The sequence below is a fragment of the Brevundimonas sp. 2YAF1 genome (genome assembly GCF_052114745.1).
GTDB lineage: Bacteria > Pseudomonadota > Alphaproteobacteria > Caulobacterales > Caulobacteraceae > Brevundimonas.
Genome location: NZ_JBFRFI010000014.1, coordinates 1 through 14,790 on the forward strand (window position 1 = coordinate 1; position 14,790 = coordinate 14,790).

Annotated in this window: 13 protein-coding genes; 5 read left to right on the forward strand and 8 right to left on the reverse strand. The window is 68.7% G+C overall.

Annotation, left to right across the window (positions count from 1 at the left end; genetic code table 11):
* Window positions 1-268 precede the first annotated feature (268 nt).
* Window positions 269-889 carry an EipA family protein gene (locus AB4Y68_RS14000; protein WP_441456368.1) on the forward strand — a complete coding sequence of 207 codons (621 nt, stop codon included), beginning with the start codon at window positions 269-271 and terminating at the stop codon, window positions 887-889.
* A gap of 167 nt (window positions 890-1,056) precedes the next feature.
* Here the strand turns inward: AB4Y68_RS14000 and AB4Y68_RS14005 are convergent, their stop codons facing one another.
* From AB4Y68_RS14005 to glmS, 5 genes are all read right to left on the reverse strand, one after another.
* Window positions 1,057-1,950, reverse strand: coding sequence for an NAD-dependent epimerase/dehydratase family protein (locus AB4Y68_RS14005; protein WP_441456369.1), 894 nt, complete (start codon window positions 1,948-1,950; stop codon window positions 1,057-1,059).
* 49 nt (window positions 1,951-1,999) lie between these two features.
* The gene (locus tag AB4Y68_RS14010; protein ID WP_441456370.1) at window positions 2,000-3,223 is read right to left on the reverse strand and encodes an NAD-dependent epimerase/dehydratase family protein; all 1,224 of its coding nucleotides are present in this window, start codon (window positions 3,221-3,223) and stop codon (window positions 2,000-2,002) included.
* 120 nt (window positions 3,224-3,343) lie between these two features.
* Window positions 3,344-3,691 (reverse strand): UrcA family protein, encoded by a 348-nt coding sequence (locus AB4Y68_RS14015; RefSeq protein WP_441456371.1) that lies wholly within the window; start codon window positions 3,689-3,691, stop codon window positions 3,344-3,346.
* A 189-nt stretch (window positions 3,692-3,880) separates the two neighbouring features.
* Window positions 3,881-4,759 carry a UTP--glucose-1-phosphate uridylyltransferase GalU gene (gene galU / locus AB4Y68_RS14020; protein ID WP_441456372.1) on the reverse strand — a complete coding sequence of 293 codons (879 nt, stop codon included), beginning with the start codon at window positions 4,757-4,759 and terminating at the stop codon, window positions 3,881-3,883.
* Between the two features lie 82 nt (window positions 4,760-4,841).
* Window positions 4,842-6,659, reverse strand: coding sequence for a glutamine--fructose-6-phosphate transaminase (isomerizing) (glmS, locus tag AB4Y68_RS14025; RefSeq protein ID WP_441456373.1), 1,818 nt, complete (start codon window positions 6,657-6,659; stop codon window positions 4,842-4,844).
* A 195-nt stretch (window positions 6,660-6,854) separates the two neighbouring features.
* Here glmS and glmM point away from each other — a divergent pair, with 195 nt between their 5' ends.
* The gene (gene glmM, locus AB4Y68_RS14030; RefSeq protein ID WP_441456374.1) at window positions 6,855-8,204 is read left to right on the forward strand and encodes a phosphoglucosamine mutase; all 1,350 of its coding nucleotides are present in this window, start codon (window positions 6,855-6,857) and stop codon (window positions 8,202-8,204) included.
* Here the strand turns inward: glmM and AB4Y68_RS14035 are convergent.
* Both AB4Y68_RS14035 and AB4Y68_RS14040 read right to left on the reverse strand, forming a co-directional pair.
* The gene (locus tag AB4Y68_RS14035; protein ID WP_441456375.1) at window positions 8,201-9,508 is read right to left on the reverse strand and encodes an FAD/NAD(P)-binding protein; all 1,308 of its coding nucleotides are present in this window, start codon (window positions 9,506-9,508) and stop codon (window positions 8,201-8,203) included. The genes glmM and AB4Y68_RS14035 overlap by 4 nt on opposite strands.
* A gap of 41 nt (window positions 9,509-9,549) precedes the next feature.
* Window positions 9,550-11,049, reverse strand: a complete 1,500-nt coding sequence (locus tag AB4Y68_RS14040; RefSeq protein WP_441456376.1) for a phosphomannomutase/phosphoglucomutase — start codon at window positions 11,047-11,049, stop codon at window positions 9,550-9,552.
* Between the two features lie 194 nt (window positions 11,050-11,243).
* On the opposite strand from AB4Y68_RS14040, the gene gpmA reads away from it, so the two are divergent.
* Genes gpmA through AB4Y68_RS14055 form a run of 3 tightly spaced genes read left to right on the forward strand, consistent with a single transcriptional unit; the run spans window position 11,244 to window position 13,940 of the window.
* Window positions 11,244-11,969: a 2,3-diphosphoglycerate-dependent phosphoglycerate mutase gene (gene gpmA, locus AB4Y68_RS14045; protein WP_441456377.1), complete on the forward strand. Its 726-nt coding sequence runs from the start codon at window positions 11,244-11,246 to the stop codon at window positions 11,967-11,969.
* Window positions 11,970-11,980: 11 nt separating this feature from the next.
* Window positions 11,981-12,610 carry a bifunctional diaminohydroxyphosphoribosylaminopyrimidine deaminase/5-amino-6-(5-phosphoribosylamino)uracil reductase RibD gene (locus AB4Y68_RS14050; RefSeq protein WP_441456390.1) on the forward strand — a complete coding sequence of 210 codons (630 nt, stop codon included), beginning with the start codon at window positions 11,981-11,983 and terminating at the stop codon, window positions 12,608-12,610.
* Between the two features lie 52 nt (window positions 12,611-12,662).
* Window positions 12,663-13,940, forward strand: coding sequence for a pentapeptide repeat-containing protein (locus AB4Y68_RS14055; protein WP_441456378.1), 1,278 nt, complete (start codon window positions 12,663-12,665; stop codon window positions 13,938-13,940).
* Window positions 13,941-14,121: 181 nt separating this feature from the next.
* On the opposite strand, the gene AB4Y68_RS14060 is transcribed toward AB4Y68_RS14055, so the two are convergent.
* The gene (locus tag AB4Y68_RS14060; protein WP_441456379.1) at window positions 14,122-14,586 is read right to left on the reverse strand and encodes an Hsp20 family protein; all 465 of its coding nucleotides are present in this window, start codon (window positions 14,584-14,586) and stop codon (window positions 14,122-14,124) included.
* Between the last annotated feature and the right edge of the window lie 204 nt (window positions 14,587-14,790).

Sequence of the window (14,790 nt, forward strand, 5' to 3'; positions counted from 1 at the left end):
GCCAGCAAGGCTCGACCCGACGGCGTCAGCCGGGCATTCTTGTGCACGTTCATCCGGGGAGCTCTTCGGTTGAGGTTGGTGCTTTGCAACCCCAGCTTCTCAGCCCAACCCCGGGTGAACAACCTTCATAGCTTCGACACCTAGGCGGCTTTGAATATGGCTAAGCAAGGTTCCGTTAACCTTGAAGCCGCAAGGCTGCCGCAAAAGACACGGACGGTAGGTCAAGCCCGCGACGATGGGCGAACCGTTCTCTGTCAGGAGCCTCGACATGCATCGCCGCCAACTGATCCGTTCCAGCCTTGGTCTCGCCGCCGCCGGCGCCCTGCCCGTGGGCCTCGGTGCCTGCGCCACGCGCCAGCCGGTCGACCCCGCCTATCCGATCGCCTCGGACCAGAACGCCCAGGCCTATACGTTCGAAGAACTGGTCTCGGCCGGTTCGCGTGAAATGGGCATCGCCGCCGAGGCCATGGGCTCGGCCCTCGAGCGCGTCTTCGCCGAACAGGGCGACCGCCCGACCGCCTATATCGCCGGCGAGGAAGCCGCCGGCGCCGCCGTCGTGGGCGTGCGCTATGGTCGCGGGGCCCTGCACATGAAGGATCTGTCGGCCTCGCAGGAAGTCTTCTGGCAGGGCGCCTCGATCGGTTGGGACGTCGGCGGCAACGCCAGCCGGGTCTTCACCCTGGTTTACGGCCTCTATCACCCCGACATGCTCTATCGCCGCTACCCCGGCGTCGAGGGCTCGGCCTATCTGGTCGCCGGTCTGGGCGTGAACTATCAGCGCGCCGACGGCATTGTCCTGGCCCCTATCCGCACCGGCGTCGGCCTGCGCCTGGGCGCCAACGTCGGCACCATGAGCTACAGCCGCCAGCGGAACCTGCTTCCTTTCTGACATTAAGGGCCAAGGGGCGCTAACGCTCGCGACGCGGTCGCTCGCTGCTTGAGCGCAGAAGGGCGCAACCGCGTTCATCACCGCCATCATCCTCGGGCTTGACCCGAGGATCGAGGGTTCAGTCTGCACAGTGTTCGAAGCGCTCGCACCTGCGCCCGACCCTCGGGTCAAGCCCGAGGGTGACGGTCTGTGTGGGGCAGCAGCGTCTCTATCCCCTCGCGCCAGGTCCGGTACTTCGGCCGCCAGCCGAGTTCGGCCTTGGCGCGGGCGTTCGAGAGGCGTTTGGAGTCGTTGTAGAAGCGCCGCATGGCGTCCGACACCGACGGATCATCGAGCGCCACTTCGGGCGGGGACGGCAGGCCAAGGCGCGCCGCCGTCCATACCATCACCACGTCCGCCGGCGCGGGCTCGTCGTCGGCCAGGGTGTAGGCGCGGCCCGGATGCGGGCGGGCCATGGAGGCGAACAAGGCCGAGACGGCGTCCTCGACATGGATGCGGTTGAAGACCTGGCCCGGTTTGCGCACCAGCCGGGCTGTGCCGTCGTGCAGGCGGTCCACCGGCGAGCGGCCGGGACCGTAGATCGCAGGCAGGCGGAAGATCTGCACCGTCAGTCCCATGGCGCGCCCGGCATCCAGCCAGTCCTGCTCGGTCCGCACCCGGCGGGCGCCCTCCAGACTGGCGGCGTTCAGTTCGTCGTCCTCGAAGGCCCAGCCGCCGGCGCGGTCGCCATAGACGGCGGTCGAGGAGACGTAGCCGATCCAGTCGGGCCGGGCGCCGGAGGCGGTGAGGGCGGGGATCAGCGCCGTCAGTCCCGGACAGCCTGCGCTGTCGGGCGGGGCGGTGACCAGAATGGCCGAGACGGCGGCGACGGCGGCCCTGAGCGCCGCGGCGTCGGTCGGATCGACGGCGACGACGCCGACCGCCGAGAGCGCCGCCCGCCGGGCCGGGTCGCGCGAAGTGGCGAAGGCGCGGCCGCCCCGTCGGATCGCTTCGCGCGCCACCTCGAGCCCCAGATAGCCGCCGCCGAAGACCAGCAGAGAAGGGGCGGCGGGCTCGGTCATGGCGGTCCGATCAGGCGATGCAGTCAGGCGATGCAGTCAGGCGATGCAGTCAGGCGGTTTTGGCGGCGGCCGGCGGGGCGTCGACCGCTTGGGATTGCAGCGCTTCGGCGCGCTTGCCGTTCCAGCTGGAGACGCAGGGAATCTTGGTCCGGTCGGCGCGGTCGGCGTAGCGGCGGGCGATGTCGGTCACGTCGGCCAGCAGACCCTCAGCCAGGGTGATGGGCTTCAGGCCCAGATCGCGGAACTGATCATTGGCGACGACCAGTTCGTTCTCGTCGGCCTCCTGACGCGGGTTGGGCACGTTGTGGACCTCGGCGCCGGTCATGTCGGCGACCATCTGCGCCAGGTCTCGGACGCGGCGGCTCTCGGTCATCTGGTTCAGGATCTTGACCCGGTCGCCCGATTTCGGCGGGTTCTTCAGCGCCAGCTCGACGCAGCGCACCGTGTCCTGGATATGGATGAAGGCCCGGGTCTGACCGCCCGTGCCGTGGACCGTCAGCGGATAGCCGACCGCCGCCTGCATCAGGAAGCGGTTCAGCACCGTGCCGTAGTCGCCGTCATAGTCGAAGCGGTTGATCAGCCGCTCGTCATGACGCGTCTCTTCGGTCTGGGCGCCCCAGACGATGCCCTGATGCAGGTCGGTGATCCGCAGGCCGTCGTTCTTGGCGTAGAATTGAAACAGCAGGGCGTCCTGCGTCTTGGTCATATGATAGATGCTGCCCGGGTTCGGCGGGAACAGGATCTCCTGCTCGGTCGGGCCGTGGTCGGTGTCCACCGTGACCTTCAGATAGCCCTCGGGGATGCGCAGGCCGGCGGTGGTGTAGCCATAGACCCCCATGGTGCCCAGGTGGGCCAGATGCACGTCCAGACCGCTCTCGACGATGGCGGCCAGCAGGTGGTTGGTGGCGTTGATATTGTTGTCGACAGTGTAGAGCTTGTGCCGCGCCGACTTCATCGAATAGGGGGCCGCCCGCTGCTCGGCGAAGTGGACGACGCTGTCGGGCTTCCAGTCCTTGATCAGGGCGACCAGACGGTCGAACTCCTTGCCGACCGTCATGTTGACGAAGTCGATGCTGCGGCCGCTGACCTCACGCCACGCGGCGATGCGCTCGCCCATGGTGCGGATGGGGGTCAGGGACTGGACCTCCAGCTCGTTGTCGATATTGCGACGGCTGAGGTTGTCGATGATCAGCACCTCCCAGCCGCGGGCCGACAGGTGCAGGGCTGTGGGCCAGCCGCAGAAGCCGTCGCCGCCGAGAATGATCACGCGCATGGATCGAGCCCTAGTTGTCTTGCCGTCGTCCCTCCTGCCTAGCCGATGGCGCGAGCCGACGAAAGCGGCGGCGCGTGACAGAGGACGTCCAGGGCTCTCCCCGATGCGGGCGTGACGCCGTTACGGCCGTCGCTGCACGGCGGCCAGCATGACGGCGCCGTTGTCAGCGGACCCGAGCGTGCGCTGTACAGCGACCTGCCCCCAGGCGTCCGCCAAGGCGTCCTTGATGCACAGGTGGCGGAGTCGATAGTGGGACATGGCCAGATTGGCGTCGCGGCATACATAGCGCGCCGCGACATTCAGGCGGTGGCCGAGAATCCGCGCGCCATCGGCCTGGGTGAGATCGAGATCGGCATAGGTAACGAGCGCGGAGTCGACGTGTGCTTCGGCGCGCAGGGACTGCGCTTCGGCGTAGATCGGCGCGGCGCCAGAGATCAGAAAGGCCGCGCTTAAAATCATCGCTTTCATTTTACTGCTCCTGATCGCCCGCGCGCTGTGCTCGCCTTCTCCTTTGAAATGGGCAGCGCCCGACAGAGGCAAATATACGCCGCCCCTGTTCTCGCCGCTCGACGAAAACACAGGGTTCTTCCCGCAGAGTTACACAAGGTCGTGCCGCGCAGGCGTGCGGCGGAGCTGGAACCTTCGTCAGGCGGCGGCTCAGAGCAGGGCGGTGATCGCCGCGCGGGTCGCCTCGCCCAGGTCGGGGCGTTTCAGGGCCAGGGCGACATTGGCGCGCAGCAGGCCGATCTTGTCGCCGCAGTCGTGGGTCACGCCCTCATACTCATAGGCGGTGAAGGTCTGGGCCTGCATCAGCCGGGCCATGGCGTCGGTCAGCTGAATCTCGCCGCCGGCGCCGCGTTCCTGGGTTTCCAGAATGTCGAAAATTTCCGGCTGCAGGATGTAACGGCCCGAGATCGACATATTGGAGGGGGCCGTGCCGGGGGCGGGCTTTTCAACCATGCCCTTCATGGCGAAGCGGCGACCGTCGCGGCTGGAGGGGTCGACGATGCCGTACTTGTGGGCAGCGGCCTCGGGCACGGCTTCGACGCCGATGACATTGCCGCCGACCTCGGCGTAGAGGTCCGCCAGCTGTTTCAGGGCGCCCGGCTGCGAATCCACGATCACGTCGGGCAGGATGACGGCGAAGGGCTCGTGGCCGATGATGTCGCGGGCGCACCAGACGGCGTGGCCCAGACCCTTGGGTTGCATCTGGCGGGTGAAGCTCATCTCGCCGGCCCGCGCCAGTTCGGCGTTCATGGCCTCCAGCAGCTCGATCTTGCCCTTGGCCAGAAGCTGGGCCTCCAGCTCGATCTGGTGGTCGAAATAGTCCTCGATGGCCTGTTTGGCGCGGCCGGTGACGAAGACGATGTGCTCGATCCCAGCCTCGCGCGCCTCTTCGACGATGTACGACAGGATCGGCCGGTCGACGACGTTCAATAGTTCCTTGGGCGTGGTCTTGGTGCCGGGCAGGACGCGGGTGCCGAGACCGGCCACGGGCAGGACCGCCTTGCGAAGGCGGGCGGGAGAAGTCGTCATCGGTCGTCCTGAACAGCCGTTAGCCGGCTTTCATAGGCGCAAAACGTGACGGGTCCAAACGCCCGCCGTCGCTCGGGTCACCTCACTCGACGGTGACCGACTTGGCCAGGTTGCGGGGTTGGTCGACGTCCGTGCCCTTCTGGACGGCGGTGTAATAGGCCAGCAGCTGCACAGGCACCGCATAGACCAGGGGCGCGATCAGCGGGTGGCAGTCGGGGGCGTCGACGCGGCGGATGCCGGCGCCGTGCGGGTCGGGGGCGGTCGCCGGGGCGATCATGACGACGGGACCGCCGCGTGCGGCGACCTCCTGCAGGTTGGAGGCGGTCTTCTCGAACACCTCGTCCAGCGGGGCCAGGGCGATGATCGGGGTCTTTTCGTCGACCAGGGCGATGGGGCCGTGCTTTAGCTCGCCGGCGGCGTAGCCCTCGGCGTGGATGTAGCTGATTTCCTTCAGCTTCAGCGCGCCTTCCATGGCCAGGGGGAACATGGCGCCCCGGCCCAGGAACAGGACGTCGGTGGCCTTGGCCAGGTCGAGGGCGATGGCGCGGATCTGGCCGTCCATCTGCAGGGCCTCGGCGATCAGGCGCGGCGCCTCGAACAGGGCCTTGACCAGTTCGGCCTCGCGCACGGGGTCGATCTTGCCCCGCGCCACGCCCGCCGCGACGGCCAATGCCAGCAGGGCCGCGACCTGGGCGGTGAAGGCCTTGGTCGAGGCGACGCCGATTTCAGGGCCAGCGTGGGTCGGCCACAGGACCGCCGCTTCACGCGCCATGGACGAGGTGTGGACGTTGACGACGGCGGCGGTGCGAAGGCCTTGCGCCTTGCACCAGGTCAGGCTGGCCAGGGTGTCGGCGGTCTCGCCCGACTGGCTGACGGCGACGGCGACCGTGCCGGGCGTCAAGGCCGGCGAGCGGTAGCGGAACTCCGACGCGATCTCGACGTCGCAGGGCAGGCCGGCATATTTCTCGAAGGCGTATTTGCCGATCTGACCGGCGTAGAAGGCGGTGCCGCAGGCGACGATCTGGATGCGGTCGACGGCGGCGAAATCGACGGCTTGCGGCTTGGCCGTGGCCGTCGCCAGGTCGAGATATTCCGACAGGGTGTGCTGGACGCTGTCGGGCTGTTCATGGACTTCCTTTTCCATGAAGTGGCGATAGGCGCCCTTCTCGACTAGGGCCGAGGAGGCCGAGACCTGGACCACGGCGCGGTCGGCGGGGTGGCCCGAGGCGTTGAAGATGTGGGCGCCCGACCGGGTCATGGCGACGTAATCGCCCTCTTCCAGATAGGAGATTTTCTGGGTGAAGGGGCCGACAGCCAGGGCGTCCGAGCCCAGATACATTTCGCCCTCGCCCCAGCCGACGACCAGCGGGCTGCCGCGGCGCGCGCCCAGGATCAGCTCGTCCTCGCCCTCGATCAGGACGGCGAGCGCATAGGCCCCGGTCAGGCGATCCAGCGTCGCCTTGAAGGCGTCCAGCGGGGCCAGGCCCGCCGCCAGCTTGTGGTCCAGCAGATGGGCGACGACCTCGGTGTCGGTCTGGCTCTCGAAGACGCGGCCCTCGGCTTCCAGTTCGGCTTTCAGCTCGGCGAAGTTCTCGATGATGCCGTTGTGCACCAGGCAGACGCGACCGGCCTGGTGCGGGTGGGCGTTGGCCGTGGTCGGGGCGCCGTGGGTGGCCCAGCGGGTGTGGCCGATGCCGATCGTCGTGTCCGACAGGGGATCAGCGGCCAGCACCGCTTCCAGCTCGCGGATCTTGCCCTTGGCGCGGCGGCGCTCGATCCGGCCGTCGACGATGGCGGCGATCCCGGCGGAATCGTAGCCGCGATATTCCAGCCGCTTCAGGCTGTCGACCAGACGGGGGACGACCGGGCCGGCGCCCGTAATGCCGATGATGCCGCACATGAGATCTGCTCCGGTGAAGGGGCGGGGCGGTCTCGCTTTGCGCGACGCCGCCGTAAGGGGTAAGCGAGAGGGTTCCGCCCGTCTCGCCCTGTGACCTTGCGTCTAGGGGAAGCGAAGACCGACGACATCAAAAAATGGGTTTCGAAAGGTTTCTTTGCAAACCGGTCGGCCCCCCGACATCGAAGGACGACGCCCTTGGGCGAGAGAAAATACTTCGGCACCGACGGCATTCGCGGTCGCGCCAACACCCATCCGATGACGGCCGAGGTCGCGCTGCGGGTCGGTCTGGCGGCGGGCAAGCTGTTCCGCACCGACGACGACCGCCGTCACCTGGTGGTGATCGGCAAGGACACGCGGCTGTCCGGCTATATGATCGAGCCGGCCCTGGTGGCGGGTCTGGCCAGCGTAGGCATGGACGTGCGCACCTTTGGCCCCCTGCCGACGCCGGGCGTGGCCATGATGACGCGGTCGATGCGCGCCGATCTGGGCATCATGATCTCGGCCTCGCACAACGACTACGCCGACAACGGCATCAAGCTGTTCGGTCCCGACGGCTACAAGCTGTCGGACGAGATCGAGCTGAAGATCGAGGCCATGATGGACGGGGCGCTGGATCAGGATCTGGCTCCCGCCAACAAGCTGGGGCGGGTCAAGCGGATCGACGACGCCCCGCCGCGCTATATCGAGATCGCCAAACAGTCCTTCCCCAAGCGGCTCAGCCTCAAGGGCCTGCGCATCGCCATCGACTGCGCCAACGGCGCCGGATACCGCGTGGCCCCGACCACCCTCTATGAGCTGGGGGCCGAGATCTTCCCCGTCGGCGTCGAGCCGAACGGGCTGAACATCAATGCCGACTGCGGCTCGACCTATCCGGCGACGGTGTCCGAGGCGGTGAAACGCTATCGCTGCGATATCGGCATCGCCCTGGACGGCGACGCCGACCGGGTCATCATCTGCGACGAGAAGGGTCACGTCGTCGATGGCGACCAGATCATGGCCCTGATCGGCCTGGACTGGGGCAGACGCGGACGTCTGAACGGCGGGGGCGTGGTCGCCACCGTCATGTCCAACCTGGGGCTGGAACGGAAGCTGAAGGCCGAGGGCCTGACGCTGGAGCGCACCAAGGTCGGCGACCGCTACGTCATGGAACGGATGCGCGCGGGCGGCTTCAACATCGGCGGCGAGCAGTCGGGCCACATCATTTTGAAGGACCACGCCACGACCGGCGACGGCCTGATGGCGGCGCTGCAGGTGCTGGCCGTCCTGGTCGAGACGGGCGTGCCGATGAGCGATCTGGCCCGCCAGTTCGAGCCGGTGCCGCAACTGCTGCAGAACGTCCGCTACACGTCCGGCAAGCCGCTGGAAGACGCCAAGGTCAAGGCCGCCATCGTGGAGGCGGAGGCCGCGCTGAACGGCTCGGGCCGTCTGCTGGTCCGTCCCTCGGGCACCGAAAAACTGATCCGCGTCATGGCCGAGGGCGACGACGAGGCTCTGGTTAAACGCGTCGTGGCCGATGTGGCGGCGGCGGTGAAGGCGGCGGGCTAGATCGCCAGCAAGTCCGTCAGCGCCTCGATGCGCTGGCGGATGTCGGGGACAGCGATGGTTTCCCACAGGGCGGCGCGGGCCGGCGGACCAAGGACGTAGAGGTCCGGGTCGGCGGCGCCGTCGGCGTGCAGCACGCGCCCCGCCTCGTCCAGGTCGAGACCCAGTTGCAGCGGGTCGAGGCGGGCGCGGCCCTCGGCGATCAGGGCGGCGGTCAGCGGCGTCGCCGCCGCATCGTGGCCGGGGCCGGTGCAGTCGATCAGCCATTGCGCCGTCAACGTTTGCGCGGCCTCGCGCGGCGGCGTCACGGTCAGGGTCACGGCGTCGGCGGAGGCCTCGGTCGCGTTGATGCGGCCGGCGCGGACGGTCAGGCGGCCTTCGGCGACCAGGGCGTCGAGCGCCGCGGCGATCTCGGGGGCGATGCGGTGACGATGGACGTCCCACCAGGGGCGCAGATGGCGCAGGAAGCGGGCGCGTTCCTGCGTCGTCGCCGCGCGCCACAGTTCGGCGGTGATCGGGCGATAGCCCTCCATGACGCCGCGCCAGCCGTGTTCGCGCGCCAGCCGCCGGGCGGAGGCCAGCCGCTGGGACAGGGCGCCGTTCAGGGCGTCCGGCGGCAGGGCGACGGCCGCGTCGTGATGGGCGCCGTGGGCGCGGGGCGTCAGGCCGCGCCGCGACACCGCCGTGGCCCGACCGCGCCAGCCCTGCGCCTGAAGCGCCAGAACCACGTCGACCATGGTCAGCCCCGAGCCGAGGATCAGCACGGCGTCCTCGGGCTGAACGCGGTCCAGGGCGCCGGGCGCCCAGGGATCGGACAGGACGCGCGGGCTCTGATCCGTCGGGGCGGTGCGCGGGGCGGGGTTGCCGGTGGCCAGCACCACGGCGCGGCCTTCGATGCGGCGGCCGTCCGACAGCGCCACGGTCCGCCCGTCGACGGCGACCGCCTGTCCGGTCACGCGCCGGATCAGGCCCGGATGGGCCGCCTCGACCGCGTCCAGCCGGGCGCGGACATAGAGGCCATAGAGCCGGCGGGTGGGAAAGCCGTTGGGGTCGGCGTGGTCGGGATGATGGTCCTTCAGCCAGTCGACGAAGTCGCCGGGCCGAGCGGCCAGGGCGCTCATCCGCTCGGCGCGCACGTTCAGGAGGTGAGCGTCCAGCGTCGCGGTATAGGCGACGCCGGGGCCGAAGACGGCGCCGCGCTCGATCAGGACCGAGGCCTGTCCGCGCTCGGCCAGCCGCGCGGCCAGCATGGCGCCCGAGAAGCCGCCGCCGACGATGACCACGGGCAGGGAGGAGGCGTCGTTCATCGGGTCACCACGCCAGAGCCGTCGCGTCGCGTCAAAGGGATTCAGATTTCCTGATTATAGGCGCCGATCTCGGGATAGGCGGCGAGGCGCGGTTTGACCTCGTTCCTGAACAGGTCGCGCATGTCGTCGGCGGAGCGCATGCTCTCGACCACCACCACCAGTTCCGGCTTGTTGGACGAGGCGCGGACCAGCACCCAGGAGCCGTCCTCGAGGTGGACGCGCACGCCGTTGACGGTGATGGCCTCGACGATCTTGCGGCCGAGGATTTCGCCGCCCGACGCCGCCAGGTCCTCGTATTCCTTCACGATCCTGGCCAGGACGTCGTACTTCAGCTCGTCGTCGCAGTGGGGCGACATGGTCAGGCTGGTCCAGGCGTCGGGCAGGGCGGACTTCAGTTCGCTGAGCGACTTGCCGGGGTTGCGGTCCAGCATGGCCAGGACGGCGCCGGCGGCGACCAGACCGTCGTCATAGCCGTGGCCCAGATCGCCCGACAGGAAGAAGTGGCCCGACTTCTCGAACCCGGCCAGGGCGCCCAGCTCGGCGGTCTTGCGCTTGATGTAGGAGTGGCCGGTCTTCCAATAGACGGTGGTGGCGCCGTTGGCTTTCAGTACTGCGTCGGTCTTGTAGAGGCCGGTCGACTTCACATCGACGACAAAGGTGGCGTTGGGGTGCAGGGCCGAGAGGTCGCGGGCCAGCATCAGGCCGATCTTGTCGGCGAAGATCTCCTCGCCGGTATTGTCCACCACGCCGCAGCGGTCGCCGTCGCCGTCGAAGCCCAGGGCCAGATCGGCGCCGGTCTCGCGCACCTTGGCCGCCATCTGCATCAGCATGGCGTGGTCTTCCGGGTTCGGATTGTATTTGGGGAAGGTCCAGTCGAGCTCGGTATCCATCTCGATCACCTCGGCCCCCATCAGGCGCAGAGCTTCGGGGGCGAAGGCGCCGGCCGTGCCGTTGCCGCAGGCGGCGACGACCTTGAGGGGGCGGGTCAGTTGGACCTTGGACGCGACGTCCTGGATGTAGCGTTCGCGGAAGCCTTCGACGCGCTCCAGCTTGCCGCCGGGGCGGGCCACGCCCTCGCCGCTCAGGACGATGGCCTTCAGGCGGGTCATCTCGTCGGGGCCGAACGTCAGCGGCGCCTGGGCGCCCATCTTCACTCCGGTCCAGCCGTTCTCGTTGTGGCTGGCCGTGACCATGGCCACGCAGGGGCAGTCCAGCGCGAACTGGGCGTAATAGGCCGTCGGCGACAAGGCCAGGCCGATGTCGACCACCTCCATCCCGCCTTCCAGCAGGCCGAGGATCAGGGCCTGCTTCACCGACAGGGAATAGGAGCGGAAGTCGTGGCCGACGGCGATTCGGGGACGCTGCCCGATCTCATGCACATAGGTGGCCAGACCCAGGCCAAGGGCCTGGATGCCCAGCAGGTTGATCTCTTTTTCCAGGATCCAGCGGGCGTCGTATTCGCGGAAGCCGGTCGGCTTCACCAGGGGAAGGGTCTCGTACTCCGCCGTGTTGGGGCGGATGTCCTGGCGCGGTTTCAACATGAGTCTTCCTGAGCGGGCGCGAATGGGCGAGCGGGACTGAACGACCCGCACCCTAGCGTCGCGGTATAGCGGGCGTCCCCCATGAGGCCAACAACGCGCCGGATGCGTTCGGGCTGCACGGCCTTCCAGGCCGCCGAAACCTTGACCGCCCCCGCGTCCACGGCCTACGCGAAGGAGAAGTTACGGAGACGTCCATGCCCCGCCTGATCCTGTTGCGCCACGGCCAGAGCCAGTGGAACCTGGAAAACCGCTTCACCGGCTGGGTCGACGTCGACCTGACGGCCGAGGGCGAGGCCCAGGCGCGGCGCGGCGGCGAACTGATCGCAGCGGCGGGGTTCAAGCCGGCGGTCATGTTCACCTCGGTGCTGATGCGGGCCAAGCGCACCGGCGCCCTGGCGCTGGACGCGGCGGGTCTGAAGGGCGTGCCGATCATCGAGGACTGGCGTCTGAACGAGCGTCACTACGGCGGGCTGACTGGCCTGGACAAGGCCGAGACGGCTGCCAAGCACGGCGAGGACCAGGTCAAGGTCTGGCGCCGCAGCTATGACGTACCGCCGCCGCCGCTGGCCCCGGGCGGCGAGTTCGATTTCGGCGCCGACCCCCGCTATGCGGGCCAGGACATCCCTGACACCGAGAGCCTGAAGACCACGCTCGACCGGGTCCTGCCCTATTGGAACGCGGCCATCGCTCCGCGCCTGAAGGCTGGCGAAGACGTTCTGATCGCGGCTCATGGCAACTCGCTGCGGGCCATTGTCAAACACCTGTTCGACGTGCCGGACGATCAGATCGTCAACGTCGAGATCCCCACCGGCAATCCGCTGGAGATCGATCTGGACGCCGACCTGAAGCCGGTCGCGGCCCGCTATCTGGACGAGGGGCGGGCGCAAGCCCTGCCGGCGATCACGAAAGCGGGCGCGTGAGCACGTCCGGCATGGACGCTTCGGGAGGCGACGCCGTCCACATGCGCCGCGCCATCGATCTGGCGCTGGCGCGCATGGGCGAGACCTGGCCCAATCCGGCGGTCGGCTGCGTCCTGGTCAAGGACGGCGTGGTGCTGGCGGAAGCCGCCACCGCCCCTGGCGGACGGCCTCACGCCGAGGAACAGGCCGTGCCCGCCGCGGGCGAGGCCGTGAAGGGCGCGACCGCCTATGTCACGTTGGAGCCCTGCGGCGCGCGGTCGTCGGGCCGCAAGTCCTGCGCCCATTTCCTGGCCGAGGCCGGGGTGACGCGGGTGGTGATCGCCGCCCTGGACCCCTCGCCCTTCGCCTCGGGGCGCGGCACCGAACGTCTGCGCCAGTCGGGACTGACGGTCGAGACCGGCCTGCTGGCCGAGGACGCCGCCGTCCTGTGCGAAGGCTTCCTGCACCGGGTCGAGACCGGGCGGCCGATGGTCCGCGTCAGCGAGGACGGCAAGGGCTTCGACGGCCGCTTCGTCGCCGCGCCGCGCGCCGACCTGACGACCGAGCTGAACCGGCTGGGCGAGGCCGGCTACACCCGGTTGTGGACCAATGAGGGCGAACTGGCGGACGCCTTGCGCGCGCAAGGCCTGCTGAGCGCGTAGAAATGTTTGTTTCTGCAAAGCTTCCTTAACGGCCGTAAGCCATGTTGGGGGCATGAGCGACGCCGCCGATCCTGTCCGCAAGAAACTGACCCAGGCTGAGGTCGACGCCATCTGCGTCAAGCATGATCGCCTGTGGCAGGCGCGGCCCGGTGGCGCGCGCGCCGTCTTCGCCTGGATGGACCTGTCGGGTCTGAGCCTGCGCGGCCGTAACCTGTCCGACGCCGATTTCGCCGCCGCCCGCCTGAACGGCTGCGACCTGACCGGGGCCAAGCTGGACAACGCCAACTTTTTCGGCGCGGACATGCAGGACATCGTTCTGACCGACGCCAGTTTGCGCCGGGCCGACCTGCGCGGCGCCTGCCTGCGCGGGGCGGACCTGTCGGGCGCCGACCTGTTCGAGGCCGACCTGCGCGAAGGCACCATCGCGGCGGCAGATTCCAAGCTGGGCTTCCGCGTGGTCGAGGCCCAGAAACGCGCCGACACCCAGGCCCAGGGCGCCAGCCTGGTCGGGGCCAATCTGCAACGGTCGCGCATGACGGGGGTGGTGGCCGTGGCCGCCGACTTCACCGACGCCATCATGAAGGACTGCAAGCTGGTCCGGGCCAATCTGAAACAGGCCAATTTCCGCGGCGCCGATCTGGCGGGGGCGGACCTTTCGGGCGCGGACCTGTCTGGGGCCGACCTTTCCGGGGCCATCCTGGTCGGGGTCAAGGCCACCATGTGGCGCACCGACGGGGCCAATATGGAAGGCGCGCTGACCGACAATCGTTCGGCGGGCGAGCCGGTCAGTCGCATGCCTGCCGCCGAGATGCTGCGCGACCACGCCCAGTGGTGCGAGACGGGCGGGGCCGAGGGCCAGCCCTCGGTGTTCGACGGGGTCGACCTGCGACCGCTGGAATCCATTCGCGGCCTGAACCTGACGGCCCTGTCGGCCAAGGGGGCGGTCTTCTACGGCCTGGATATGGAGGGCGTGCAGCTTCAGGGCGCGCAGTTGGAAGGCGCGGACCTGCGCTCGGCCAATCTGCGTCGCGCCGACTTGCGCGGGGCGCGGTTGGCGCGGGCCAAGCTGAATGGGTCGGACCTGCGCGAGGCGCAACTAGGGCCGCTGATGCTGGGGCCTGAGCGGCTGTTGCCCGCTGACCTGACGGGTGCGGTCCTGCGCGGGGCGGATCTGTCCGGCGCCGACCTGCGCCGTGCGGTGCTGGCGGGGGCGGACCTAAGCCGCGCCGTCCTGCACGGCGCCCAGACCAAACAGGCCGACTTCACCGGCGCCCAGGTCGGCGGCGCGCGCGGGCTGGACCCGGCCGATCTCAAGGCCGTGGCGGCTTAAAACCTGTTCGTCATCCCGGCCGAAGCCGTCAGGCGAAGCGCCGGGACGCCCCAGACGCCGACGCTTCCTGCGGTCCCGGATAACGGCTGCGCCGTTTCCGGGGATGACGGAGATTTGTGGGCACGAAAAAGGGGCGGCGCGAACGCCGCCCCTTCCTCAGTTTTTCGGACGTCGGGCGCGCTTAGGCGGCCTTGTCGGTCTTGGTCTCGATCAGCTTGCCGGTCGCGATCTCGATGCGGCGCGGCTTGAGCGCCTCGGGCAGTTCGCGTTGCAGGTCGATGGTCAGCAGGCCGTTCGACAGGTCGGCGCCCTTGACCACCACATAGTCGGCCAGCTGGAAGCGGCGCTCGAAGTCACGCTCGGCCAGCCCGCGATGCAGATAGGTCTTCTGGGCCGACGCGTCGTCGTTTGCGGCCTTCTTGCCGATGACGGTCAGCTGGTTTTCCTTGGCCTCGATGTTCAGCTCGTCGGGCGAGAAGCCGGCGACGGCGATTTCGATGCGATAGGCGTTCTCGCCGGTCGTCTCGATATTATAGGGGGGCCAGCCGTTCTCCTGGCTGGAACGCGCGGCGCTTTCCAACTGGCGGGCCAGACGGTCGAAGCCGACGGCGGAACGGTACAGGGGCGAGAAATCATAGGTACGCATGGGTCATCCTTCTGAAATTCAGCAAGGTTGAACCGCCCGGCAATTGAGCCCCGGACGGCGGAGGGATTCAGTCCCGACGATCCGTAATCGGCCCCGCCAAGTCTGGAGAGCCCGGGATCGGCGCTCTCGGAAGAAGAAGTAGGCGGCGTTTTTCGCGCCGCAAGGGGCGCGCGAAATCGTCGCTTGGCCCAATCCGCGCCTTGC